The organism is Achromobacter sp. RW408, assembly GCF_003184165.1.
GTDB lineage: Bacteria > Pseudomonadota > Gammaproteobacteria > Burkholderiales > Burkholderiaceae_B > Achromobacter > Achromobacter xylosoxidans.
In genome coordinates this window covers 102010-127673 of the sequence record NZ_QHHO01000047.1, presented here as the reverse complement: position 1 = coordinate 127673, position 25664 = coordinate 102010, and the positions used below count along the sequence as shown (strand labels likewise).

Sequence of the window (25664 nt, the reverse complement as noted above, 5' to 3'; positions counted from 1 at the left end):
GCCGCGGCCGGCGGATGGCGCGGTCGCGGAGCGTGGCGGCAATGGCAATGCTCGTCGATGCGGCGGCGGGCCGATGCGCGCGCCTTGCCGCGCCATGAATGACACGTGACTTCGGGAAGGCGGTGCAGCGTGTTTCATCGATCACCCTGGAAAGCGGCCAATGACAACCTGCAAACTGCGGCCAGGGCGAACGCGCACGGAGAATAATCCGCATTATTTCCGCGCCGCGCCCTGGTTTCTCGTGGCGGGGTTTTCAGTTATTAACCGATCCGCACGGCGATATCAACACTTTTGCGAATATCCCGCGCATGCGGCATGCGCCCGGATTACGCCTTGCTGGCGACCGCGTTTTAATGTTCGCGATATTCCGCGCCGCAACAGCCGCCCTGATTACATGTTGTTTCGATAATGCGCTATGCCGGCGCTGATCAGTCGTATTAGCTTTGTATCCTCATTTATGTAATATTCGCATTAATTCGATAATCGGTTCAGTCAGTACGATCAGGCAGGTTTGTGGTGTCCCGCCAGGCTGCAAGGGCTTGGCAGTCCGTCTTGGCAGCAATTCGGAGAGGTCACGTGAAACAGCAATTGAAGATCGGTTTGACAGTCGCGTCCATCATCGCCGCGGCCACCGCGCTGGGCGGCTACGTCGCCAGCACGTCCACCCCCGCCCCGTCACAGCAGGGTGTCGCCAGAATGGGCGACGGCAAGAACGGCCCGCAAGGCATGGCCTGGATTCCCGCCGGGGAATTCCTGATGGGCAACGACCACCGCATGTCGCAACCGAACGAGCGGCCCGCGCATCGGGTGCGCCTGACGGGTTTCTGGATGGACGCCCACGACGTCACCAACGCCGAATTCCGCCGCTTCGTCGACGCCACCGGCTACCTCACCACCGCCGAACGCAAACCCCGCTGGGAAGACCTGGCGGTGCAATTGCCGCCCGGCACGCCTCGCCCCATCGATGCCGCCCTGGTGCCCGGCGCCATGGTCTTCACCGGCACCGAACAGGAAGTCTCGCTGCGCGACTACAGCCGCTGGTGGCGCTTCGTGGCGGGCGCGAATTGGCGGCACCCGCAGGGGCCCGCCAGCAGCATCGAAGGCAAGGACGACCATCCGGTCGTGCAGGTCTCCTACGAAGACGCCCAGGCCTACGCCGCCTGGGCAGGCAAACGGCTCCCCACCGAAGCCGAATGGGAATTCGCGGCGCGCGGCGGACTGGAGCAGGCCACCTATATCTGGGGCGACGAACTCGCCCCGCGCGGCCAGGCCATGGCCAACATCTGGGATACGCAGCAACGCCAGCCCTTCCCGGTGGTGACCGATGAAAAGGTGCAGGTCGGCACCACGCCGGTGGCGAGCTTTCCGCCCAATGGCTACGGCCTCTACGACATGGCGGGCAACGTCTGGCAGTGGACCGCGGACTGGTATCGCGCGGATGCCTTCCTGACCCAATCGCAATACCGCCGGCCGCCGCTGGACCCTGCCGGGCCGAAAGACAGCTTCGATCCGGACGACGGCAACGTGCCGCGCAATGCGCCCAAACGGGTGGTGCGCGGCGGATCGTTCCTGTGCAGCGACACCTATTGCATCAGCTATCGCGCCAGCGCCAGGCGCGGCAACGATCCCATGAACGGCATGTCGCACCTGGGCTTTCGCACGGTGATGACGCCGGAACAATGGAAGGTCGCGCGCGCCCGCCAGGACGCCCTGGCGCAACGTTGAAATAACACGCAGTCGAACTGCCGCGCCGCCGCGCCGTCCGCGGCGTGCGCCCGCATGAATGAAGCCACCACTTGGGGAGGGGCTTGTCTTCATGAGTCAACGCGATGCCATTCTCGCGCTCGAAAGCGCCATCAACCAACAGGTGCTGGGCCAGGACGCGGTCGTCCGGATGATCGTGGTCGGCCTACTGGCCGACGGCCATATCCTGCTGGAAAGCCTGCCGGGCCTGGCCAAGACCCGCACGGTGCGGGCACTGGCCTCCAACCTGGACGCGCGCATGAGCCGCATCCAGTTCACGCCGGACCTGCTGCCTTCGGACATCACCGGCGCCGACGTGCTGCAAGCCGATGGCGCGGGCGGCCATCGCATCCAGTTCCAGCAGGGACCGCTGTTCGGCAACATCATCCTGGCCGACGAAATCAACCGCGCCCCGGCCAAGGTGCAGTCGGCGCTGCTGGAGGCCATGGAGGAAAGGCAGGTCACGGTGGGCGGCACCACGCGCCCGATGCCGGCGCTGTTCATGGTGGTGGCCACCCAGAACCCGATCGAGCAGGAAGGCACCTATCCCTTGCCGGAAGCGCAGATGGACCGCTTCCTGATGAAGATCCGGCTGGACTACCCGGCCGCCGCCGACGAGGCCGCCATGCTGGCGCTGTTGCGCCATCCGGCCGCGGCCGGCGGCACGCGCGCGGCGGCGCCCTTGTCTCAGGAAGCCCTGTTCTCCTGTCGCGATGAGGTGGCGGCGGTGCAGGTCGCGCCCGCGGTCGACGAGTACATCGTGGACCTCGTCAATGCCACCCGCCGGCCGGCCGACCACGACGCGGACCTGGGGCGCTGGCTGCAGATCGGCGCCAGTCCGCGCGGCGCCATCGCCCTGGATCGCGCCGCGCGCGCGCATGCCTGGCTGAGCGGCGCCGCCTTCAGCACGCCCGACGATGTGCGCGCCGTGGCCTTGCCGGTGCTGCGCCACCGCCTGCACCTTTCGTACGACGCCGTGGCGGATGGGCTGACGCCCGAGGCCGTGATCGGTCGCCTGCTCGATACCGTCGCCGTGCCGGCCTAGATCCATGAGCGTGCCCCCGCATCCCGTGCATCCGCCCCTGTCCGAACTCGTCGGGCTGGAGGCGGCCGTCCAGGGGCTTTCGCTGGGCGCGCGCCAGAAACCGCACAGTGTGCTGGCCGGCCTGCACGCCTCCCGCCTGCGCGGGCGCGGCCTGGATTTCTCCGAACTGCGCCGCTATGTCGCGGGCGACGACCTGCGGCAACTGGACGCGCGCGCCTCGCTACGCTACGGCAAGCCCTACGTGCGCACCTACACCGAGGAACGGGACCGGCCCGCGCTGATCGTGGTGGACCAGCGCATGAGCATGTATTTCGGCTCCGTGCGCGCCTTCAAGTGCGCCGTCGCCGCGCGGATGGCCGCCCTGGCGGCCTGGACCGTCTACCGCGCTGGCGACCGCGTCGGCGGCATTGTCTTCGGCGATGACGGCAGCCACGCCATCGCTCCGCTGCGCAGCCGCGACCGGGTGCGTGAGATGCTCGCCGCGGTGGCGCGCGTCAACGGCGCGCTCTCGGCCGACAGCGCCGCGCGGGACGCCGACGGCGCGCTCAACCAGGCGCTGCGGGCCGCCCAGGCCCTGATGCCGCACGATGGGCTGGTCTGCGTCATCAGCGACTTCGTCGGCGCCGATGCGCAGACGCTGCGCCTGCTGCGGCTGCTGGCCGCGCACAACGACGTGCTGGCGATGCTGGTGTACGACCCCATGGCGCAGGACCTGCCGCGGCGCGGCCGGCTGGTGGTCTCGCAGGGAGAATTGCAGATCGAAGTGGCCATCGGCCGCGAGCGCGAGCGCCGGCCGCTGGCCGACTTCTTCAGCGGCCGCCTGCGCGAGGTGGCGGACCTGTTGCGCCGCAGCCAGGTGCCGCTGCTCTCGATCGACACGGCCGACGATGCGCTGATGCAACTGCGCCGCGAACTCGGGCGCATGCCGGCGCCGGGAGGCCGCGCATGAGCGCCGAGCCGCCCGGACTCGATCAACTGCGCGAGCTGCCGCTGCCGGCGGCGGTGCCCTACTGGCCGCAGACCTGGGGCTGGCTGGTATTGGGCGTGATTCTGCTGGCGCTGCTGGGCGGCGGCTTGTTTGCCGCGCTGCGCCACCGCCGCCGCAACCGCTACCGGCGCGAGGCGCTGGCCGAACTCGGCCGGCTCGATCGGGCCGTGCAGGCCGATCCGCTCGCCCTGCGCGCCCTGCCCGGCCTGATCAAGCGCACCGCCCTGGCGGCGCAACGGGGCCGCGGGAAGACCGGCGGCGTCGGCGCGCTCAGCGGCGACGCCTGGGTGCGCGCGCTGGCGGCCGGCAGCGTCGCGCTGGCGCCGGACAGCGCGCGGCTGCTGGCGGTCATCGCCTATGCGCCCGACGATCGCCTGCGCGGCCTCGCGCCGGCGCAGACGCGGCAGTTGCTGCGCGAAACGCGCGTCTGGATGGAGCGGCACCATGTGGCGGCTTGAATATCCGTGGCTGCTGGCGCTGGCGCCCCTGGCCTGGGTCGCCTGGCGCCTGCTGCCGCCCTATCGACCCGCCCGCTCGGCGCTGCGCATGCCGTTCTTCGAGCAGATCGCCACGCTCACCGGCCGCTCGCCGCACCGGCCCGAAGCGTCGCGCGGCGGCGCCCAGGCGTGGCTCGGGGTGGCGGTCTGGCTGCTGCTGGTGCTGGCGCTGGCACGGCCGCAATGGGTGGAGCCGCCGCTCACGCACAGCCGGCCGGTGCGCGACGTGCTGCTGGCGCTCGATATTTCGCAGTCCATGGACAGCACGGATTTCCGCGACGCGCAGGGGCGCCCGGTCAGCCGCTGGAGCGCGGTGCAGGCCGTGGTGGCGGACTTCATCACCCGGCGCGGCGACGACCGGCTGGGGCTGATCGTATTCGGCACGGCCGCCTATCCGCAGGCGCCGCTGACGCTGGACCACGCGGCGCTGCAACTGCTGCTGCGGCACACGGCGGTTGGCATGGCCGGGCCCAATACCGCCATCGGCGACGCCATCGGCCTGGCCATCCGCATGCTGGATGCCGTGGACGAACCCGACAAGGTGCTGATCCTGCTGACCGACGGCAACGACACCGGCAGCGCGGTGCCGCCGCAACGCGCCGCCACCCTGGCCGCGCAGCATCACATCCGCATCCACACCATCGGCATGGGCGACCCGCAAGCGCGCGGCGATGACAAGGTCGATTTCGGCCTGCTCGAACACATTGCGCAGGCCACCGGCGGGCGCTTCTTCCAGGCCAACGACCGCGAGAGCCTGCAACAGGTGTATGCGACCCTGGACCAGATCACGCCGCGCCGGGTCGACACGCTGAGCCACCAGCCCAAGCGCGATTTCTTCTGGGTGCCAGTGGGCCTGGCGGTGCTGCTGCTGGCGCTGTGGCATGCGATCGCGGCGCTGCTGGCATGGCGGCGGGATGGGCAGTCGGTGGCGCGGGAAAAAGAGGACGGCGCATGGACCTCGACCTGAGCGCCTTCCACTTCCTGCGGCCCCTGTGGCTGCTGGGCCTGGTGCCCGCCGCGCTGCTGTGGGCCGGGTGGCGCGCCCTGCGCGCGCGGCCACGGCACAGCGGCATCGCGCCGCAGCTGTTGCCCTATCTGCTGCTGCAATCGGCGGGCAGCCGTGGACCGCGCCCCATCGACGTGCTGGCGGCGCTACTGGCCCTGGGCGCGGTCGCCGCGGCCGGGCCCACCTGGCAGCGCGACGAGCCCGGTTATCTGGACAATGTGGCGCCGCTGGTGCTGGCGGTGGACCTGTCCGCCTCGATGGACACGGCGGACGTGCCGCCCAGCCGGCTCGAAGCCGTCAAGCGCAGCGTGCGCGACATCGCCGCCCAGCGCAAGGGCGCCAAGACCGGCCTGGTGGTGTATGCCGGCACCAGCCATCTGGTGCTGCCGCCGACCGACGATGCCGCCCTGCTCGACCTGTTCGCGCAGGCGCTGGCCACCGATCTGCTGCCGGCGCGCGGCCGCGACGTCGCGGGCGCCATCGCCTTGTCCAACCAGGTGCTGCGCGCCGAGCGCGCCGGGGGTTCGGTATTGCTGCTGACCGATGGCGCCGATCCCGCCACCCTGGACGCGGTGGGCAAGGCCGCCCGCGCCGCGCCCGACCTGCAGGTACTGGTCATGGCCGTGGGTATCAACGGCCTGGACACCGGCGCGCTGCGCGACCTGGCGCAGGCCGCGCACGCCTCCCTGGGCAGCCTGACGCGCAGCGCCGACGATCTGGACTGGGTCCGGCTGCATGCGCAACAGCATTTCCGCGCGGTCCAGGACGCCGCCACGGCGCAACCACACTGGCGCGACGCCGGCTACTGGCTGTGCTGGCCGCTGGCCTTGCTGGCGCTGATGGCGCTGCGGCGGGGCTGGCGCGTGTCGTGGTCGGCCTGCCTGCTGGTGGCCGGCATCTGGACCGCGCCGCAGCCGGTCCAGGCGGGAGCCTGGGCGGACGCCTTCCTCACGCCGGACCAGCAAGGCCGGTGGGCATTCGACCACGGCGACTATGCGGCTGCCGCGGCCCATTTCGCCGATCCGTACTGGAAGGGCCGCGCCGCCTATGAGGCTGGCGACTATGCCGCGGCACTGACGGCGTTCTCCGCCTTGGACACACCGCAGGCCCACTTCTACGTGGGCAACTGCCAGACTCGCCTGCGCCAATACGACGCCGCGCTGGCGGCCTACGACAAGGCGCTGGCCCTGCGCCCGGAGTGGCCCGACGCCGTCTTCAATCGCGACATCCTGCGCCGGCTGCTGGCCGCCATGACGCAGGAAGACCAGGGCGACCAGGCCGAACCGCCCGACCAGAGCCGCCAGGACCGCGCCGCCAAGGACGCCAGGATGAAGACGGCCGCGGCGCCCAAGGCCGTTTCCGAAGACGTATGGCTGCGCAACCTGACGCTGTCGCCGGCCCAGTTCCTGCGCGGCAAGTTCGCGGTGGAAGACAGCATGCGCGAGGCCACGCCATGAAAACCGCCATGCTCGCCGGCCTGCTGTGGGCGCTGGCCCTGGCGTGCGTCCCCGCCCGGGCGCAGGACGCCGCGCCGGCGTTGCGCGTGCGCGCCGCTATCCAGGACGCGGCGCGGATCGCGCAGGGCGCCACGGTGCCGCTGCAACTGGACGTGCTTACATCGACCTGGTTCACCCAGCCGCCGCAACTGCCCGCGCTGAGCCTGCCGGGCGTCATGGTGACGCCCGCCACCGGTGAAGGCGCGATCCTGCATGAAACCATCGACGGCGTGGCCTACAGCGGCTTGCGCTACACCTACCTGCTCAGCCCCGCCGCGGCCGGCACGGTGACGGTGCCGCCGTTGCGGGTCAGCGCCAAGGTCGGTCCGGGCCAGCGTGACGCCGCGGGCGCCAGCCAGCCGCTCACGTTCGAGGTGACGGCCACGCCCGCCACGGCGGGCGGCGCAGCCGCACCGGCACCCGCGCCGGAGGTATCCCAGGCATTCAGCCTGGCGCCCGATCCGGCCGTCGTGGGCGGGCGCATCACGCGGTCGGTCACGCAGCGCGCCATGGGGGTGCAGCCGATGATGCTGCCCCCGGCCCCGCTGCGCGACGTGCCCGGCTTCAAGCGCTATCCGCATGAGCCGGAAGTGACGACGCTGACCGACGGCCGCGGCGGCTTCCTGGGCGGCCAGCGCGTCGACCGCAGCGACTACGAGCCGCTGGCGGCCGGCGAAGCCGCCCTGCCCGCCCTGTCCTGGGACTCGCGGGACGCGAGCGGCGCCGGCGGCGCGCAGGCCCGCCTGCCGGGACGCAGCTTCCAGGTCGGCGCCGCGCCCGCCGCCGCGCCGCCGTTTTCGCTGGCCGATGACCTGGCGCATCTGCGCCAGGGCCTGCGCTGGGTGATTCCGGCCGCCTGGCTACATGCCACGGCCGCCGTGATCGCACTGGCGCTGCTTGCCTGGTCGGCCCGCTATCCGCTGCGGCGGCTGGCGACGGCGGCGCGCGCCCGGTTGCGAGCGGCGCGGGCGCGCTACCGCGCGGGCGAGCGCTATGCCTGGCGGCAGTGGCGGCGCGCGCCCGGCGACGCGGCCGCCGGCCTGACCGCGTTCTACCGCTGGCTCGGCCTTGCCGCCCACAGCCCGGACCTGCGCGGCGCGCTGCGCGCCGCGCAGGCATCGCAGCGGGACGCCGGCAACGCGCTGCTCGAAGCCACCTATGGTCCGCAGCGCCAGGGCGCGGCGCCGTGCGCGCAGTGGCTGGCGCTGTCGCGCGGCTGGCGTCGGGCGTGGCGCGCCGCGGCGGCGCACCCGGCGCCGCATGCCTTGCCGCGCCACCTGAATCCGCGCCCGGACGGCGCATCGGCAACGGGCCGCGGGCCCGCAAGGAGCAACCCATGAGCGACTGGGGAATGCAGGTGTGGCGCCGCTGGCGCCTGCTGTGTGGCGTGATGGCGATCGGGCTGTTGTCGGCTTGCGCGGGCCACCGCGCCGACCCGGCAGCCACCTTGCCTTCATGGAACGACGGGCCGTCGCGCCGCGCCATCGTGGACTTCGTGCGGACCGTGACCACGCCGGGCGGCGCGGGCTACGTGCCCGAGGCGGACCGCATCGCGGTGTTCGACAATGACGGCACGCTGTGGAGCGAGCAACCGGCGTATTTCGAACTGCTGTTCTCGCTCGACCGGGTCAAGGAAATGGCGCCCAGCCACCCGCAGTGGCGGCGCGAGCAACCCTATCAGGCGGCGCTGGCGGGCGACCATGCGGCGCTCGCGGCCAGCGGCACGGAGGGCCTGATCAAGATTGTCGGCGTCACGCATGCCGACATGACGACCGAGGCCTTCACCGACAGTGTCAGGCATTGGGTCGGCACGGCGCGCCATCCGCGCTTCCAGCAGCCCTACACCGCCATGATCTACAAGCCGATGCGCGAACTGCTCGATTACCTGAGGGCGAACGGCTTCAAGACCTACATCGTGTCGGGCGGCGAGGTCGAATTCATGCGCGCCTGGGCGCAGCAGGCCTATGGCATTCCGCCCGAACAGGTCATCGGCACGACCTTCGTGACGACCTTCGACGTGCGTGACGGCAAGCCCACCCTGTGGCGCACGGCCAAGCTGGAATTCAACGATGACGGCCCGGGCAAGCCCGTGTCGATCCAGCGCCAGATCGGCAAGCGGCCGATCCTGGCTTTCGGCAATTCGGACGGCGACCTGCAGATGCTGCAGTGGACCGCCGCCGGCCCCGGACCGCGGCTGGCGGCGCTGGTGCATCACACGGATGCCCGGCGTGAGTGGGCCTACGACCGGGATTCCAAGATCGGCCGCCTGGACAAGGCGCTGGACGAGGCTCGCCGCCAGGGGTGGACCGTGGTGGACATGCAGCAGGAGTGGAAGCAGGTGTATTCGTTCGACCAGTAGTGATTGTGGTGAATCAACGCGCCCCGAGCGGGCAAGGAGAACAGTCATGAAGGCAAGACGATGGTGGGGAGCCGCGCTGTTGGCCGCCAGCAGCCTGGTGGCCATGGGCGGCGCGCAGGCGCAGGCGACAACGGGGCAGGCCAAACCCCAGGGCGATACCTCCGGGAAGAAACCAAACATCCTGGTGATCTTCGGCGATGACATCGGACAGGCGAACATCAGCGCCTACACGCGCGGCGTGGTCGGCTACACGACGCCGAACATCGACCGCATCGCCAAGGAAGGCGCGATTTTCACGGACTACTACGCGGAGAACAGCTGCACGGCCGGACGGTCGAGCTTCATCACGGGTCAGTCGCCACGGCGCACCGGCCTGTCCAAGGTCGGCGTGCCGGGCGCCACGGTGGGCCTGCAGGATCGCGACATCACCATGGCCCAGGCGCTCAAGTCGCATGGCTACAACACCGCGCAATTCGGCAAGAACCACCTTGGCGACCGCGACGAGTACCTGCCGACCAAGCACGGCTTCGACCAATTCTTCGGCAACCTCTACCACCTGAACGCCGAGGAGGAACCGGAGCGCCCCTACTGGCCGCAGAATCCCAAGGATCCCATCATCGCGGCCTACAAGCCGCGCGGCGTGATCAAGGCTTCGGCCGACGGCAAGATCGAAGACACCGGCGCCCTCACGACCAAGCGCATGGAAACGATCGACGACGAGACCGTGGGCGCGGCGCTGGACTACATCGACAAGCACGCCAAGGACGACAAGCCGTTCTTCGTGTGGATGAACACCACGCGCATGCACATCTACACCCACATCCGGCCCGAGTACAAGGGCAAGAGCGGCATGCCCGGCAACGACTACGCCGATGGCATGTGGGAGCATGACCAGGACGTGGGCAAGCTGCTCAAGAAGCTCGACGACCTGGGCATCGCCGACAACACCATCGTGGTCTACACCACCGACAACGGGCCGAACCAGTTCAGCTGGCCCGATGCCGCCACCACGCCGTTCCGCAACGAGAAAGACTCGAACTGGGAAGGCGCCTTCCGCGTGCCGGCCATGGTGCGATGGCCCGGCAAGATCGAGCCGGGCACGGTCAAGAACGGCATCGTGTCGGGCCTGGACTGGTTCCCGACCCTGCTCGCGGCGGTGGGCGACACCGACGTGAAGGACCGCCTGCTCAAGGGCTGGACGCCCGGTGGCGGGCAGAAGAACTACAAGGTCCACCTGGACGGCTACAACCAGCTCGACTACCTGACCGGCAAGTCGGACAAGAGCGCGCGCGACGACTTCTACTACTTCAACGACGATGGCCTGCTGGTGGCCATGCGGTTCGAGAACTGGAAGATCGTGTTCTGCGAACAGCGCGCGCCGGGCGGCTTCGCGGTCTGGAGCGACCCGTTCGTGTGCCTGCGCGTGCCGAAGGTGTTCAACCTGCGCATGGACCCGTACGAACGCGCCGACATCGTCTCCGACCAGTACAACGACTGGCTGTCCAAGAACGCCTATCTGGCGTTCATCGGCTCGGCCAAGGCGTCGGAGTTCCTGCAGACCTTCGTCGAGTATCCGCCCAGCCAGCGGCCGGCGAGCTTCAGCGTCGACCAGGTGCAGGAAGCAGTGGACAAGGCCATCGAGAAGCACTTCGAGGAACAGGCCAGGAAACAAGGCAAGTCCGGCTCGTAGCGCGCCGGGCGGCGCCCGCCGCGGCGGGCGCCGCCTGCGCGTGATGGCAGTCCCTCAATCCATGGAGCGTCCCGTATGGCACAAGCAGGCGTGGCAAGCGCGTCACCGAACGAAGCCGGAACCTTGACGGGCGCGGGCGCGAGCCTGGCGCCCGCCTGCGCGCTGCTGGGACTGTCGGGCGCGGCCTCATTGATATTCCAGATTCTGTGGATCAAGCAGCTTTCCCTGATCGTCGGGGTCGAAGTCCACGCCATCGCCACGGCCGTCAGCGCCTTTTTCCTGGGGCTGGCGGCGGGCAGCTGGTGGCTGGGCAGGCTGGCGGAACGGCACGCCAACCCCTGGCGCCTGTATGCCGCCGTCGAACTGGCGATCGGCCTGGCCGCGCTGGCGGTCACCTTCCTGCTGGCGCACGGCGCCGGCCTGTTCGCCCGCTGGCAGCCGCAGCAGCCGCTGCTGGCCTGGGCCATCCTGTTCGCGGTGGTCGCGCTGGCGCCTTTTTTCATGGGCGGCACCTTGCCCATCCTGATGCGCGCGGTCAGCGCCGGCCGCAGCGGCCATGATGGCGGCGCCTTGTACGCCGCCAACACCACCGGCGCCATCGCCGGCGCGTTGCTGCCGGCCTTCCTGCTGATTCCCGCCCTCGGCGTGCAAGGCAGCGCTCTGGCCGCCGCCGCGCTGAACCTGGCGGCCGCCTGCGGCGCGTGGTCGCTGCGCGGCCGGCCGCCGGCCCCGGCGGTCGACGGCCCCGCCGCCCGCGAGGCGTCGCGCCTGTCGCCGCAGGCCCGGCTGGCCGTGGCGCTGTATGCGGTGGCTGGCGCCGTGGCGCTGGGTTACGAGGTGCTGTGGTCGCAGATGATCATCCCCTTCATGAGCACGCGGGCCTTCGCCTTTTCGGTGGTGCTGGCGGTCTACCTGGCCGGGCTGGCGCTGGGCGCGGCATGCTATGCCCGCTGGGGCCACCGGTTCGGCGATCCGTGGCGCGTGTTCGCGACATTGATCGCGGGCGCGGGCCTGATCGCCCTGGCCGAGGCCGCGCTGCTGGGCCTCTGGCTGGTGCCGGCCCAGGATCTGGCCGAAGCCGGCATGCGCAGGATTTTCGACAATGGCCTGGCCGGAATGAGCGCGCGCTTCGCCGTCGCCGCCGGCGCGGTGGTGCTGCTGCCCACCCTGCTGCTGGGAGCGGCCTTTCCGGCGGTGCTGCAGATCGTCGCCCCGGGCGAGCGCCGCAGCCGTGGCGCGGGCCTGGCCCTGGCGGCCAACACCCTGGGCGGCATCGCCGGCACCGCGCTGGTCGCCTTCGTGCTGCTGCCCTGGCTGGGCACGATCCGCAGCCTGACGCTGCTTGCCGCGACCGCGTGCGCCGTGGGCGTGGCGGCCGCCTGGCGCGGCCGCGCGGTCGCCCCCATGGCCCCGGCGCTGGCCGGCGCGCTCGGCGTCGCCGCGCTCATCGTCGGCTGGGCCCTGCCGCAGGATCATCTGGCGCGGCTCATGCCGGGCGCGCGCGGCAAGCCCCTGGTGTTCCACCACGAAAGCCATGGCGGCACCGTTGCCGTGGTCGAGAACGGCCGCGGCGGGCAGCGCTTCAACCGCCTCTACATCCAGGGCGTGTCGAACTCGGGCGATGCCATGCCATCGCTGCGCTACATGCGGCTGCAAGCCCTGCTGCCGCTGATCGTGCATGCCGGCGAACCGGAATCCGCCCTCGTCATCGGCTATGGCACCGGCATCACGGCGGGCGCGCTATCGCGCTATCCCGGCCTGAAACGCCGGGTGGTGGCCGAACTGCTGCCCGGCGTGCTGCAGGCCGCGCCGTTTTTCCAGGGCACCTACGACGCCTATCGCGACAGCGGCTTGCAAGTGCGGCTGCGCGACGGCCGGCGCGAGCTGCTGGCCAGCGCCGACACGTACGACCTGATCACGCTGGAGCCGCCGCCGCCGTCGGCCGCGGGCGTGGTCAACCTGTATTCCCGCGACTTCTACGAGCTGGCGGCGCGCCGGCTCAATCCGCAAGGCATCGTGGCCCAGTGGCTGCCCCTGCCGACGCAGAACCTGGACGACACCCGCGCCCTGGTGGCCAGCTTCATCGCGGTATTCCCGCACGCCTCGCTGTGGACCACCGAGCTACATGAAATGTTGCTGGTCGGGTCGCCGGATCCGCTGCCGTTGGTGCCCGAACGCATGGCGCGGCGCTTTGCCGCGCCGGCCCTGCATGCCGCCCTGGCGCAAGTCGGCGTGTCCTCGGTGGCGGCGTTGATGGCGACCTGGGTGACCGACCGCGAGGGACTGGCGCGCTTTGCGGAGGACGCCGCGCCGGTGACGGACGACAGGCCCTCGATCGAATACGCCCCCTGGGTCCGCCCGCGCGAGATCGTCCGCACGCTGCCTGCGCTGATGGCATTGCGCGGCGCGCCGCCCCTGCAAGGCCCGCCAGCCGATTGGGCCACCGACATCGACGGCGAACGCGCCGTGCTGGACCTGTTCTATCGCAGCGCGCTGGCGGCGTATCGCGGCGACCGCGAAGGCTGGTCGCGCGACGCCCCCGTGCTGGCCCGCGCCAGCCGCGAGAACGCCTACCTGCGATGGTTCATGAGCGGCACGGAGACGGCGGACTGACGCCGGCCCCCGGCCATCGCTACCGCGCGGTCATTTCCTGTTGTTGCCGGCGAATGCGGCCGTGATGCCCAGACCGATCAACATGGCGCCCCCCACATAGCGCTCGAAGTGCAGGTAGCCGCGGCTGCGCCGCAGCCATTGGCCGGCGGCGCTCGCGGCAAAGGCGTAGCACGCGTCGCTGGCCAGGCCCAGCAAGGTGAAGACCAGCCCCAGGAATACCACCTGCGCGGCCACATGGCCGCGGCTGACGTCCACGAACTGCGGCAAGAACGCCATGAAGAACAGGGCCGTCTTGGGGTTGAGCAGATTGACGATGAAGCCGTCGCGGAACATCCTGCCGTAACCACGCGGCTTGGACGGCGCGTCGACGGAGGCGGCGGCCGGGCGCGTACAGATTTTCTTGAGGCCCAGCCAGATCAGGTAGGCGGCGCCAGCATACTTGACGATGCTGAACGCCAGCGCCGAGGAAGCCAACAAGGCCGACAATCCGAGCGCGGCCGCCAGCACGTGCACCAGCGTGGCCGCGTGGATGCCCAGGTCCGACACCAGCCCCGCCTTGCGGCCCTGTTCGACCGACTGGGCAATGATATAGAGCACGGCCGGTCCGGGAATCGCCAACAGGATCAGCGCGGCACTGACGAACAGCGCCAGGTTTGCGGTACTGGGAATCACGAATTCCATGGTTCAGGCTCCAGCGGTGGGCAGGTGGAATGGGAATCCCACTGTACCGCAGCGCGCCCCGTTCCGGCGCATTCGCCCGCCCGGCATGCGCGCCGCCATGCCAGCGCGAGGGACTCGCCTTCCCGCAACTTGACCATAATATTGAACGACGTCTAATATTTAACGACGTTTAATAATTGGATCGATCATCATGTTCAGACCGCTGTTGCAGATGCTGAGGAACAAACAGCTCTTGCCGGCTTTGGCCGCCAATGCGCTGTACCGGCCGTTCTACCGGCTCAGTTTCCTGGCGGCATTGAGCGCGTCCGGACTGATGGCGCGGCTGGCCGACGGGCCGATCCCGTTGGCGCAACTGGCGGCCGGCAACACCGCGGGCGACGCGGCCGGCGCGCGCGAAGCCCTGCGCGCCTGGCTACAGATGGGCTGCCGGCTCGGACTGCTGCAAGTGGGGCCCGAGGGATATGCATTGCGCGGCCTGGCCAGGAAACTGGCGCGGCCCGAAAACGACGCCACGCTGGCGCTGGTCCAGGAAGCGGCCAGCATGCATCACCGCCTGATCCTGCAGACGCCGGCCAAGCTGCGCCAGGGGGAACTCTGGGACCTGGAAAACCAGGACGGCGAACTGACCGCGCGCTCATCGCGCGCGCTCGAGCCTTTCCTGGTCGAGGCCATCCGGCGTTTCGTGCCGCGCACCGGGCCCTGCCGGCTGCTTGAAGTGGGCTGCGGCTCGGCGATCTACATCCGCCACGCCGCCCTGCACAATCCCGACCTGACCGCGACCGGGCTGGAACTGCAACCCCGGGTCGCGCGCGTCGCCCAAGAGAATATCCAGGCCTGGGGGCTGCGGGACCGCGTCACCATCGAAACCGGCGACATACGACACGGGGAGCTGAGTCCGGCCTACGACCTGGTCACGCTGTACAACAATATCTACTATTTCCCGGTCCACGAGCGGGTCGCGTTGCTGGCCCGGGTAAGACAACTGCTCAAGCCTGCGGGGCAGCTCCTGCTGGCCACCTGCTGCCAGGGCGGCAACGCCGGCATGGAAGCCCTCAATCTATGGGGCGCGTCGAACCGGCACGGCGGCCGCTTGCCCGACAGCGACGAAATGCGGCAGCAGTTGCGCGACGCCGGTTATGCAAACGTGGAGGTATCGCGGCTGATCCCCGGTGACAGCTTTTTTGCCTTCCGCGCCAGTGCCGCCGGCGCTCGATAAGCTGGCCTCAAAGGCGCAACCACAGCAAGACCCCCGCCGATAGCGCGCCCGCCACTGCCAACCCGCCCCACGCCCGCCGGGCGCTGCGGGCGTGGAACACGCCGATCACGATCGCGGCGTACAGGACGAAACTCGACAGCGTTCCGGTCAATACGCCGACCGCCCGCGATGCGCCGATGACGGCCGGCAAGGCCAGCGCCAGCGCCGACATCGCCAGCGCCGACACCCCATAGCCACCCGCGGCGGCGGCCAATACGCGACTGGCGACCTGCCATCGCCAGGCCGTCCGGTCCTGGCCGGCGCGCGGCGGCGCGCGATCCGGCTCGATCGGCGCATCCCTTGCCTTTCGCCATAAGGCACTGGCCGCGTACGCCAGCGCCAGGCCGAACGCCAGCGCCGTGAGTTCCACCGCCAGCGGTTGCCAGTCTGCCAGCCTGGCATAGGCCCAGAGATGCTGCCCGGTCGTCGCCCAGTTCAGCAATGGCAGCGCCAGGCACAGCAGCGCCGCCAGCCCCAGTTGCTCGATCCAGGCGCGCCGGGGCGCGCGCCATCGCGCGTGAATCAAGGACCCGGCCCACGCGGCGAAGAACAGCCGGATCTCCCACGTGTCGCGCTCCGCCCAGGACGCGGGAATCAACCGGTTCGCATAGAGATAGGCAATGCTCGCCAGCGCGATCCCGCCCAGCGCCGCCACATTCAGCGCCTCCACCCAGCGGTAGATCTGCGCGGTGGCCGCGCCGAACTCGTGCTCGCTTTTCTTGCGCCGCTTGAGGGCGAAAAGCAACGTGCCGGTGGCGACCATCGCGGTGCCCGCCAGGCCGCTGAAAAAGTACAGCCACTTCATCGTCCAGCCGCCAAAGTCGACCTTGTGCAGGCTTTCGATCACTTCATGGACATGCCGCGCGGCCACTTCGTCCGCCACGGCGGGCGCCACCTGCAGCACCGCGCCGCTGCGCGCATCGAACGCGACGCGACTGGCGCGCACGGGCAGGCGCCGGCCGGAGCTGGTGTCGGCCTTGTCGCCCAGCACGCGGACGATGCTGCGCGCATTGCCTGGATGATCGACCGTCACTAGTGCCGCGTCCTGGCCGGTCAGCGCGCGAGCCCGCAGGACAAAGGGATACAGGTCCGGCACCCCGCCCCGGTCCGGCCCGGCGATCCGCGGCTCGGGCGGCGTGGGCGCCAGTTCCGCCTGGTAGCGGCGATAGGCGCCATCATCCCCGCCGAACGCGGCGTGCAAGGGCCATGGCATATAGCTGGTGTAGAAAAACGCCAGTCCCGTGTAGCAGATCATGAACAGGAACGGCAGCGTCAGCACGGCCGTGGCATTGTGGGCGTCAAGCCAGCTACGTTGACCCTTGCCGCGCCGGAAGGTGAAGAAGTCCTTGAAGATGCGCTTGTGCACCACCACCCCGGACACCAGCGCCACCAGCATGCACAGCGAAATCGCGCCCACCAGCCAATAGCCCGGCAGGCCGCCGTGCAAGGTGTAGTGGAAGGACATGAAATGGCGGCCGCCCTCCGTCCGCCGCCATTGCGGCGGCGCCTGCTCGTCGCCGGTCAACGGGTCCATCCAGGCCTGCTGTGGCCGGCCCTCGGCGGCGCGCCAGGCCAGGCGCATCGGCTGGCCTGGCCTCACTGGCCAGGCAATGTCCCAGGCGGCCGCGTCGCCCGCGCGGGACGCCAGGAACCGGGTCGCGCGCGCCAGCCATTGCGCCTGGCCGTCGACCGCCGCCGTGGCCGTCATCCGCGGCAAGGGTTCGGCCTGCATCCACCGCGTGATCGGTTCGCGAAACACGCTGAGCGTGCCGGTGAGCATGATGGCGCACAGCAGCCAGCCGCAGACCAGGCCGCACCAGGTATGCAGCCAGGCCATGCTCTGGCGCAGTCCCGGTTTCATGCCGGCCTGGCGCGCGTGCCGCGCCGGCGCGACGGCGGCGCGTGGCGTCATAACGTGCCGCGCAGGGTCAGCATCACGTTGCGCGGCTCCCCGAAATGGTTGCCGCGGCGGATCTGGCTGACCATCCCGTAGTAGTGCTTGTCGAACACGTTCGCCACGTTCAAGGCCAGGCTCCAGTGTTTGTCGATGCGGTATCCGGCGCGCAGGTCCCACACCGCGCGACCGGGCACGCCCATCCGCACGGATGTGTCGTCATAGGCGGGATACGAATAGCCGCTCTGTGCCGACACGCCGCCGCCAACGCTGAAGGCGTTCCAGCGGCCCGGCAAACGGTACGTGGTCGACAGGCGGAACAGGTGGCGCGGCGTCTCGGCGCTGATGGTCTCGCCCTCGTCATCGCGGCTGGTGACGAAGGTGTAGCCCGCCATCACCTGCCAGCCCGGCGACAATTCCCCGCTGGCTTCCAGCTCGAAACCCTTGCTGCGCAGCGTGCTGCCATTGCGATAGCAGTCGCTCGAAGCCAGCGAGCCGGTGCAACCGCCCGGGTTGGACTCGTCCACCACCGCGATGCCCGATTTCTTCACCGCGAACACCGCCGCCGACAGGTTCAGCCGCCCATCGTAGAGCTCTCCCTTGATGCCTGCTTCGTAGTTGGCGCCGATGGCCGGGTCCAGCGGCGAACCCGATGACGTCACATAGGAACTCTGCGGCTGGAAGGTGTCCGCATAGCTGGTGTAGACCGACCATTGGCGGTCCAGGTCGTAGACCAGCCCGGCATAGGGCGTGAACTCATGCCTCTGCTGGTAATCGCGGGTCCTGGCCCCGGTCAGGCCATTGGTGGACTGGTACTTCAGCCAGCTCAACCGGCCGCCCAGCAGCAGATGCAGCGGATCCGCCAATTGCAGTCGCAAATTGCCGTACAGCGCCGCCTGCTCGCCCCGCGCCGTTTCCTTCGAGTCCCAGGCCGGGCGCGCCGGCTTGGGAATGGCGGAATGATCGGGGTCGTACACGTCGATCGGCATGTCGGCGTCCAGGCTGGCCGACTTCTGGTTGATGCGCTGGCGCGCCCAACTGGCGCCCAGCAGGATCTGGTGCGAGCCGCCCAGCGCCTGGAAATTGCCCGTGGTGTTCAGATCGACGCCATCGCTGCGCACGCGCGCGCGGTTGAAGTAGACGGTGTAGAAGCTGGAGCCGCGGCCGCTCGCCCGATCCACGCCGCCGATCGGAATGGCCACGCGCTGGTCCAGGTCCACCTCCGTGCTGTTGAGCGACAGCCGCGCCTTCCAGTCCTTGGAGAAGCGGTGCTCGGCTTCGGCGAAGATCTCGTCAACCTGTCCCGTCTGCCGGTTCCAGTCCTGGATCAGCGATGTCGAACGCTTGATATCGAGCGCGCCGCCGTCGGTATAGCGCGGCAGCCCGAACAGCCAGTAGCCGTCGGTGTCCGTGGCCTGGTGACGGGCGCCGAACGTCAGCGTGGTGTGCTGCCCGACATCGGCATCGATCACGCCATAGAACAGCGGCGATCGGGACTTGGTGCCGTCGTAGAAGTAATGGCGATCCTGGTAGGCCGTGACCAGGCGGCCGCGCACCGTGCCGGCGGCGTTGATCGGGCCGCCGCCGTCGAACTCCATGCGGTAGTTGTCCCACGACCCCGCCGTGGTGTTCATTTCGAGATGGCCTTCTCCACGCGGCCGCTTGCGCACCATGTTGATCGCGCCGCTGGGATCCGCCGAGCCCAGCATCAGCCCGCCGGCGCCACGCAGCACCTCGACCCGGTCGAACACCGCCGTGTCGATGGGAAGCCACCCCACCGGGGCATAGACGATGCCGGCGACGCCGTCGACCAGATAGTTGTTGTCGTCGACCGTGAAGCCGCGTATCGAGAACTTGTGGTTGCCGAAGTTGCGCGCCGTCTTGGTCACGCCGGTGGTCTGCGCCAGCGCCTCGTCCAGCGTGGTCAGATTCTTGTCGTCCAGCTGTTGCCGCGTGATCACGCTGACCGACTGCGGCGTTTCGCGGATCGACTGCGTCAGCTTGCCGATGGTCAGCGCGCCGCTGGTGTAGGAACCCGTGAGTTCCGTGGTCGGATCGCGCAGGCTGCCGCCGCTGACCGTCACCGGCTGCAACGTCACGGCGTCACTCGATGGGCGGCCGATGGCGGTCAGGGTGAAGACGTCGGGCCGGCTGCCGTTGACGCGCACGTTGGTGCCGGCCAGCAATCTGTCCAGCGCCTCGCGCGGCGTGTAGCGGCCCTCGATCGCCGGCGCCTGCTGACCCGCCACCGCCGCTTCATCGAACAGCACCTGGTGCCGCGACTGCTCCGAGAACAGTCGCAGTGCGCGGTCCAACGGCTGCGCCGCGATGCTGAACTGCATCGGCGCCGCCTGCGGCTGCGCCTGCGCAATCGGCGCGGCCAGGGCGGTCAGCGCCCATGCCACCAGCGCCGGCACCGCCTTGAGCTGCATGCGCGCCGTCAATGCGCTGCCTGCCAGCGCGCTTCTCAACCTGCCCCGTCCCATTCCCACTCCCTCGTTGTTGACCGCTACCGGCCTTGCAGGGGTGAACGGATTCCGGGACGGGAGTGGGAACCCGCGGGGAAAAATAAATTCTTGCCGGAACGCCGCGGTTCAGCGGGCCAGGATCAGATAGCCGCCGTCGGCCGCGCGCGTGACCCGCACCGGCAGCAGATCCGGCAAGGCCTCCAGGAAAGCGGCGGGCGCATTGGTCGCCGCGAAGCCGGAAACGGGCAGCGTTTTCAGGTCCGGGCTGGCCAACGCCACCGGTTTGCCGAGGTACTGCGCCACTTCCTGCGCCACTTCGCCCAGGGGCGTGCGCCGGAACACCAGGCGGCCGTTGCGCCAGCCACCCACGCTGTCCGCGGCCACCGCCACGGTCTGGTAGGTAGCGGCGCGCGCGTCCACGGACACGCCTTGTTCGGCGCCCAACGACAGCGCCTGCCCGCCGTGGTCGCGGTCGGGCTGCACGCGCACGCGGCCATGCAACACCTTGACGATGACGGCCTGCGGCGTGGTGCGGACATTGAACGCCGTGCCCACCACGGTGACGCGACTCTGGCGCGCGTCGACGGTGAATGGCCTGCCGGTGTCCGGCGCCACGTCAAAGAATCCCTCGCCCTGGTTCAGCACCACCTCGCGGCGGCGCGGGTAGTAGCGCACCTGCAACGTGCTGCCGAAATTCAACGCAATGCGCGAGCCATCGGGCAGATCCAGCTGGCGTATCTCTCCCGCCGCGGTGCTCACGTCCAGCACATAGCCGGGAGTGTTGTCCCAGCGGTACCAGCCGTAGCCGCCACCGATCACCAGCACCGCACAGGCAGCGGCCAACGCCTTGGGGAAGGCCGCCAGCTCCGGCAGCGGCAGCCAGAATCCCGGCCGCCGCCCAGGGGCCCGCCCCCGGTCCGGCGCGGGACGCGCCGCGGGCGCCGGCCGGGGTGTCGCGGCCGCGGGCAGTCGATCGGAGGCCAGCGCGGGCCGCGGCGTCCGTGCCAGGTCCTGCCAGGTGCGGGATACGCGCGCGAACGCCTGCCGGTGCGTCGGGTGCGCGGCAAGCCAGGCGTCCAGCTCGCGCTGGTCCGCCGCCGACCACGTGGCGTCCTGGCGGCGCACCAGCCACTCGGCCGCCGCCTCGTGCAGGGCAAGCGCGTCGGGCGAAGCGGAAGAAGACGGATCGGTCATGAAGAGGCGGAGTCGCTATTGTTGTTATTGTCCGGGCCGCCGTCATCGCTGGCGGGCCGATGCAATTGCTGCATCTGTGCAACCGTAGCATAGTGCACCCGGACCTCGCAGTAGGCGATGGCGCGCGCCAGGTGCTTGACGACCATGCGCCGGGAAATCTGCATGCGCTCGGCGACTTCATCCTGGGTCAGCCCATCGAAGCGGCTCAGCACGAAGGCCTCGCGCTGGCGCTCCGGCAGTTCCCGCAACGCTTCAGCCAATCGCTCCAGCCGCTGCTGGCAAGCCGCCGCGCGCATGGGACATGACGCATCGTCGGCCTCCCAGGCCTGACCGTCCCGCGCCGCTTCATCGAGCGACACCGTCTGCAACCGCCGGCCCGCCCTGCGCTCGCGGAATTCGTCCGCCACGCCGTTCATGACGGTCTTGCGCAGGTACGCGCCCTGCTCTTCGCTGGAATCCAGGGCGGGGTTGGCGGCGACCCATTTGACGACGCCGTCGTGCAGCACGTCCTCGGCGCTGCCAACGCTGCCCTTGAACCGCGCCAGCCCGCGCAGCAAGGGCAGGCGCCAGCGCGCATAGGCTTTCGCGATGGCGCCGCCGTTCTCGGCCTGGGCGTCGGCGGGCGCGGCCGCCTGCTCGGAGGCCAGCAACGGATTGCGGCTCATCCCGCGCTCGACCGGACGGGCCGCGGACAAGCCGGCCTGGAGCGGGCCGCGGCCGGACGAGCGATGGAAAAGGGATACGGAATGACGAACACGGCGCCCACTGATTGGCCATCGGCCCATGGCGCGAACGCCGCGGGCCGGTTGAAACTTGCCGCATTGTACTGAGATTTATTCTCAATCTCCATCCGGCGGTTCCGGCAAGGCCTCGAATCCCGGGCCAGGACACGCTTGACCTTGCCAAGGTGGCCACCTTTACGCTGGTCGCACGGTGAAACGCCGCCCCTTTCAGCGTGCGCGGGCGTTTCACTGCCGTCCCGACGAACAAAGGTACCCCGACATGCCGAAAATCACGGTTCTCCCCCACCCCGACCTCGCGCCCGAGGGCGCCGTTGTGGACGCCAGGCAAGGCGCGTCCATCTGCGACGCCCTGCTCGACCATGGCATCCACATCGAACACGCATGCGAGCAAAGCCGGGCATGCACGACCTGCCACTGCATCGTCCGCAAGGGCTTTCACGCGCTCAACGAAATGGACGAAACCGAGGAAGACCTGCTGGACCGCGCGTGGGGCCTGGAAGCGCAGTCACGCCTGAGTTGCCAGGCCATCGTCGGCGAGCAGGACCTGACCATCGATATTCCCAGATACACGCTCAATCATGCCAAGGAGAACCACTGAGGCGGTCACGCCAGGTCGATCCCCGTGGCCCCGGAAAGCGCGTCGAGCAGGCGCGCCTGGAAGGCCTCGTCATGCACGACCGGATGCGGCTCGCGCCGCTCCTGGTGGTGCCAATAGCCGCCGCTCGCGCGGGCCGCGGCATCGTCGGTCGTGGCCAGCCACGCCTGCGTCACGTGGCCCAGCCGGAGGTCTCCCGGCGCGTCCGGGCCTCCCATCTTGGTGGGCACCCAACCGGGATCGACGGCCTGGCTGATCACGTCCGGCCAGCGCCGCGCCACCGCGGCGGCCAGGGCCGTCACGAATAGTTTGCTGTCGGAATACGAAGCGGTTTCGCGCGCCCCGTCCCAGGCCAGGCCGCCCAGCTCGGGCCGCCCGTCGTAGTGCATTTCGCTGCTCAGGTAGATCAGGCGCCGCGGCCGCGTGATGAGCGCGGTCAACGCATAGGGCGCCGCCACATTGACCGGCAGGATGGCGGCGCCGGTGAACACGCCGGCATTGTGGATGACCGCGTCCATTTGGCCCAGGGCGTTGAGCTGTTCGGCCAGCTCCCGCGTCTGGGTCAGATCGGCCAGGTCGCCCACGACCGCCCGCGCCCCGCGCGCCAGCAGGTCGCGCGCGGCCTCCAGGCGCTCGCGGCTGCGGCCGTGCACGACCAGTTGGTGTCCGTCCGCCTGCAGTGCGCGCGCGGCCGCCAGGCCCAGGCCGTCGACCGAACCGGTGATGAAGATGCGTGCCATGGAAAAACTCCTCGGAAAACAGGGCCGGCGCCCGTCCATTGCGGGGACGCCGGCAATGGATGCTGCGGTTCCCGGGGAAGTATAGTCATCGACGCGGCGCCCGCGCGCCGGTTGCCACGACCTTGCCCCATACACGGAGATTTCCCATGACGAACGACGCTCAAGCCCCCGTTATCCTCATCACCGGAGGCAGTCGCGGTGTCGGGGCCGCGACCGCGCGGCTGGCCGCGGCGCAGGGCTATGACGTGGCGATCAGCTATGTCGCCAACGAGGCGGCCGCGCAGGCGGTGGTGACGGACGTGCGGGCGCTGGGCCGCCGCGCCCTGGCCGTGCGCGCCGACAGCGCCGACCCGGACCAGATCGCCGGCCTGTTCAACGCGATCGACCGCGAATTCGGCCGTCTCGACGTGCTGGTCAACAATGCCGCGATCATCGCGCGCCAGTCGCGCCTGGAGGACCTGGCCTTCGAGCGCATGCAGCGGATCTTCGCGGTCAATTCCCTCGGCCCGATGCTGTGCGCGCAGCAGGCAGCCCGGCGCATGTCGCAGCGCCACAATGGCCGCGGCGGCGCCATCATCAACATATCCTCGGCCGCGGCGCGCCTGGGCAGCCCCAATGAATACGTGGACTACGCCGCCTCGAAAGGCGCGCTGGAGAGCTTCACGATCGGCTTTTCCAAGGAGGTGGCGCGCGAGGGCATCCGCGTGAATTGCGTGCGCCCCGGCCACATCTACACCGAAATGCACGCCAGCGGCGGCGAACCGGGACGGGTGGACCGCATCAAGGACACCGTGCCCATGGGCCGTGGCGGCCAGCCCGAAGAGGTGGCGCGGGCCATCCTGTGGCTGGCCGGCGCCGAGGCCTCGTACGTCACCGGCACCTTCGTCGACGTCACGGGCGGCAAGTAAGCCCGGAACCGCCCGCTAGCGCAGCGCGGCAACGTCCACGACGGTTGCCCCGCAGGCCTGCACCAGCTCGGGATCATGGCTGGCGAACAGCACCAGCCGGTCCCTGCCCCAGGTCTTGAACAACTCGGCCAGCGCGCGCCGCGCCGGCGTGTCCAGCCCGTTGCTGGGGCCGTCCGCGATGACGACGGCCGGGTCGCCCAGGGCGGCCGCGGTCAGGTAGACCTTGCGGCGCGTGCCCGTGGACATCTGCTCGAAGCGCTTGTCCAGGTGCGGCTCCAGTCCCAGCCGGGCGGCCAGGTCGAGCACCGCGTCGTCCACCGCCACGCCCTTTTCCGCCGCCGCCTGTTCGAGCAGCCCGCGCCCGGTCTGCTGCGGCAGCGCCAGGCAGTTGTCGGGCACGTAGGCCAGGCGCGCCCTGGCCTGCCGCGGCGCTTGCGCCAGCGGCTGGCCATCTATCCAGACCTCGCCCTCATCCGGCGCGATCGCGCCCGCGATGATGCCGAGCAGGCTGGACTTGCCGGTGCTTTCCTCTTCGCACAGCGCCACGCAGCCCGGCCCGAAGGCGTGCGTCAGACCCTGGAAGACGAGATGGTCGCCGTAGCGTTTGGTGAGATTGTCGATGCGTAGCATGGCGCCAGTTTACGCAGGAACCGGCGATTCCTCCAGGTACTGCTGCGCCACGCCGTCCTGCTGCATCTGGCGCCACTGCTCCACCGACGGCGTCGCCATCTGGAAGGCGCGCGTCACTTCGCAATACCAGCCCGGATTGTGCAGCCGGCCGATCAGCTGCATCGGCAAGGGATCGATGAACATGCGATCGGGATCGGTCACGGCCGCGTCGATCAGGTGCATGCCCACGATGTCGCCGATGACCAGCGTGCGGCGCGCATCGATATCGACCAGCTGGCGCACGCGACACTCCATCGACGCGGGACTGTCCTGGATCCGGGGCACGTCCACATTGCGGCCCGGCGCCAGCAGCAGCCCCGCCTCCATCGACTCATCGATACTGGCATCGAAGTCGATGGCGGTCACGTTCATGCGGCGCGCCTGCGTCGCCGACACCAGGTTGACGACGAACTCGCCGCGCGCGGCGATGTTGCGCGCGGTGTCCTTCAGCCGCCCATCGCGCGAACCGACACAGAAACACAGGATCGGCGGATCGCCGGACATCACGTTGAAAAAGGAAAACGGCGCGACGTTCAACGCGCCCCGCGCATCGCGCGACCCGACCCAGGCGATGGGCCGGGGCAGGACGGTGGAATGCATGAGTTTGCTGCGCTGCTCACCGCTGAGCGCTTGCATGTCGAAGTACATGGGCTGGCAGATCCTGGTCGTTTATTCGTTGCCTGCGCGCGCCGGATCCTGCTCCGGCTTTTCGACGCCGGCCCGGCGGGCGCTGGACTGGTGCAGTTCCACCAGGTTGCCGGCGGGGTCGCGCAGGAACAGCTGCTTGAGGCTGGGCGAGGCCACTTTGTCGAGCGTGAAGTACTCGATGCCGCGGGCGATCAGTTCCTGCTCGGCGGCCAGCACGTCCTCGACCGCCAGCGCGATGTGGTTGGACACCGGATCCTTGCCCGGTCCCTTGGCGTAGCGCGACGGGCCCTCGCTGCCCAGGATGTGCAGCTGGGTGCCATTGGGCAGGTTGATCCACGAACCATAGATGCCCGGAATCTTCCAGCGCGCGGGATCCTGCGGCAGGTTCAGGACATCGCGGTAGAAATCGAGCATGGCGTCGGCCTGGGCGTG

22 protein-coding genes are annotated in these 25664 nt (G+C 69.7%); 13 read left to right on the top strand and 9 right to left on the bottom strand.

All coding sequences use genetic code 11. The annotated features are described in order from the left end of the window. Window positions 1-576: 576 nt before the first annotated feature. From DK459_RS16890 to DK459_RS16845, 10 genes are all read left to right on the top strand, one after another. A complete protein-coding gene (locus DK459_RS16890) occupies window positions 577-1725 on the top strand; it encodes a formylglycine-generating enzyme family protein (RefSeq protein ID WP_006386594.1) in 1149 nt (382 codons plus the stop codon). 91 nt (window positions 1726-1816) lie between these two features. Further along, entirely contained in the window at window positions 1817-2788 is a 972-nt protein-coding gene (locus DK459_RS16885; RefSeq protein ID WP_024069400.1) for a MoxR family ATPase, read from the top strand. 4 nt (window positions 2789-2792) lie between these two features. Further along, window positions 2793-3737 (top strand): DUF58 domain-containing protein, encoded by a 945-nt coding sequence (locus DK459_RS16880; protein ID WP_020928278.1) that lies wholly within the window; start codon window positions 2793-2795, stop codon window positions 3735-3737. Next, on the top strand, window positions 3734-4234 hold the full coding sequence (locus tag DK459_RS16875) for a DUF4381 domain-containing protein (RefSeq protein WP_020928279.1): 501 nt from the start codon (window positions 3734-3736) through the stop codon (window positions 4232-4234). The genes DK459_RS16880 and DK459_RS16875 overlap by 4 nt, the downstream gene beginning before the upstream one ends. Further along, window positions 4221-5240: a VWA domain-containing protein gene (locus tag DK459_RS16870; RefSeq protein WP_053500818.1), complete on the top strand. Its 1020-nt coding sequence runs from the start codon at window positions 4221-4223 to the stop codon at window positions 5238-5240. The genes DK459_RS16875 and DK459_RS16870 overlap by 14 nt, the downstream gene beginning before the upstream one ends. Beyond that, window positions 5225-6736 (top strand): VWA domain-containing protein, encoded by a 1512-nt coding sequence (locus tag DK459_RS16865; protein ID WP_110134924.1) that lies wholly within the window; start codon window positions 5225-5227, stop codon window positions 6734-6736. Before DK459_RS16870 ends, DK459_RS16865 begins: the two co-directional genes overlap by 16 nt. Next, a complete protein-coding gene (locus DK459_RS16860; protein ID WP_110134923.1) occupies window positions 6733-8115 on the top strand; it encodes a BatD family protein in 1383 nt (460 codons plus the stop codon). Before DK459_RS16865 ends, DK459_RS16860 begins: the two co-directional genes overlap by 4 nt. Then, window positions 8112-9134: an HAD family phosphatase gene (locus tag DK459_RS16855; RefSeq protein ID WP_110134922.1), complete on the top strand. Its 1023-nt coding sequence runs from the start codon at window positions 8112-8114 to the stop codon at window positions 9132-9134. The genes DK459_RS16860 and DK459_RS16855 overlap by 4 nt, the downstream gene beginning before the upstream one ends. Window positions 9135-9180: 46 nt before the next feature. Beyond that, a complete protein-coding gene (locus tag DK459_RS16850) occupies window positions 9181-10824 on the top strand; it encodes an arylsulfatase (RefSeq protein WP_049054710.1) in 1644 nt (547 codons plus the stop codon). Window positions 10825-10899: 75 nt separating this feature from the next. Next, window positions 10900-13437: a fused MFS/spermidine synthase gene (locus DK459_RS16845; RefSeq protein ID WP_233256817.1), complete on the top strand. Its 2538-nt coding sequence runs from the start codon at window positions 10900-10902 to the stop codon at window positions 13435-13437. A gap of 30 nt (window positions 13438-13467) precedes the next feature. Here DK459_RS16845 and DK459_RS16840 read toward each other — a convergent pair whose 3' ends face one another. Beyond that, window positions 13468-14118 (bottom strand): LysE family translocator, encoded by a 651-nt coding sequence (locus tag DK459_RS16840; protein WP_110134920.1) that lies wholly within the window; start codon window positions 14116-14118, stop codon window positions 13468-13470. Between the two features lie 190 nt (window positions 14119-14308). Between DK459_RS16840 and DK459_RS16835 the strand changes: the two genes are divergently transcribed. After that, window positions 14309-15334 (top strand): cyclopropane-fatty-acyl-phospholipid synthase family protein, encoded by a 1026-nt coding sequence (locus DK459_RS16835; protein ID WP_054471798.1) that lies wholly within the window; start codon window positions 14309-14311, stop codon window positions 15332-15334. Between the two features lie 7 nt (window positions 15335-15341). Here DK459_RS16835 and DK459_RS16830 read toward each other — a convergent pair whose 3' ends face one another. The 4 genes from DK459_RS16830 to DK459_RS16815 all read right to left on the bottom strand — a co-directional run bounded on the left by DK459_RS16830 (window position 15342) and on the right by DK459_RS16815 (window position 21594). Next, a complete protein-coding gene (locus tag DK459_RS16830) occupies window positions 15342-17285 on the bottom strand; it encodes a PepSY domain-containing protein (RefSeq protein ID WP_110134919.1) in 1944 nt (647 codons plus the stop codon). Further along, window positions 17282-19711: a TonB-dependent receptor gene (locus DK459_RS16825; RefSeq protein ID WP_233256816.1), complete on the bottom strand. Its 2430-nt coding sequence runs from the start codon at window positions 19709-19711 to the stop codon at window positions 17282-17284. The genes DK459_RS16830 and DK459_RS16825 overlap by 4 nt, the downstream gene beginning before the upstream one ends. 150 nt (window positions 19712-19861) lie before the next feature. Beyond that, complete coding sequence (locus DK459_RS16820; RefSeq protein WP_110134917.1) at window positions 19862-20929, bottom strand: FecR domain-containing protein; 1068 nt, start codon at window positions 20927-20929, stop codon at window positions 19862-19864. Next, window positions 20926-21594 carry an RNA polymerase sigma factor gene (locus DK459_RS16815; RefSeq protein ID WP_006384977.1) on the bottom strand — a complete coding sequence of 223 codons (669 nt, stop codon included), beginning with the start codon at window positions 21592-21594 and terminating at the stop codon, window positions 20926-20928. The genes DK459_RS16820 and DK459_RS16815 overlap by 4 nt, the downstream gene beginning before the upstream one ends. A gap of 337 nt (window positions 21595-21931) precedes the next feature. On the opposite strand from DK459_RS16815, the gene fdx reads away from it, so the two are divergent. Continuing rightward, the gene (fdx, locus tag DK459_RS16810) at window positions 21932-22270 is read left to right on the top strand and encodes an ISC system 2Fe-2S type ferredoxin (protein ID WP_006384976.1); all 339 of its coding nucleotides are present in this window, start codon (window positions 21932-21934) and stop codon (window positions 22268-22270) included. Between the two features lie 5 nt (window positions 22271-22275). Here the strand turns inward: fdx and DK459_RS16805 are convergent, their stop codons facing one another. Next, window positions 22276-23007 (bottom strand): SDR family NAD(P)-dependent oxidoreductase, encoded by a 732-nt coding sequence (locus DK459_RS16805; protein WP_070542093.1) that lies wholly within the window; start codon window positions 23005-23007, stop codon window positions 22276-22278. A gap of 146 nt (window positions 23008-23153) precedes the next feature. On the opposite strand from DK459_RS16805, the gene DK459_RS16800 reads away from it, so the two are divergent. Then, a complete protein-coding gene (locus DK459_RS16800) occupies window positions 23154-23915 on the top strand; it encodes an SDR family oxidoreductase (RefSeq protein ID WP_024069412.1) in 762 nt (253 codons plus the stop codon). A 15-nt stretch (window positions 23916-23930) separates the two neighbouring features. On the opposite strand, the gene DK459_RS16795 is transcribed toward DK459_RS16800, so the two are convergent. From DK459_RS16795 to DK459_RS16785, 3 genes are all read right to left on the bottom strand, one after another. Beyond that, window positions 23931-24545 carry an ATP-binding cassette domain-containing protein gene (locus tag DK459_RS16795; protein ID WP_006384973.1) on the bottom strand — a complete coding sequence of 205 codons (615 nt, stop codon included), beginning with the start codon at window positions 24543-24545 and terminating at the stop codon, window positions 23931-23933. A 9-nt stretch (window positions 24546-24554) separates the two neighbouring features. Beyond that, entirely contained in the window at window positions 24555-25232 is a 678-nt protein-coding gene (locus DK459_RS16790; protein ID WP_024069414.1) for a flavin reductase family protein, read from the bottom strand. 21 nt (window positions 25233-25253) lie between these two features. Next, window positions 25254-25664: VOC family protein (locus DK459_RS16785; protein ID WP_110134989.1), on the bottom strand; the 411-nt coding region annotated here is incomplete at its 5' end.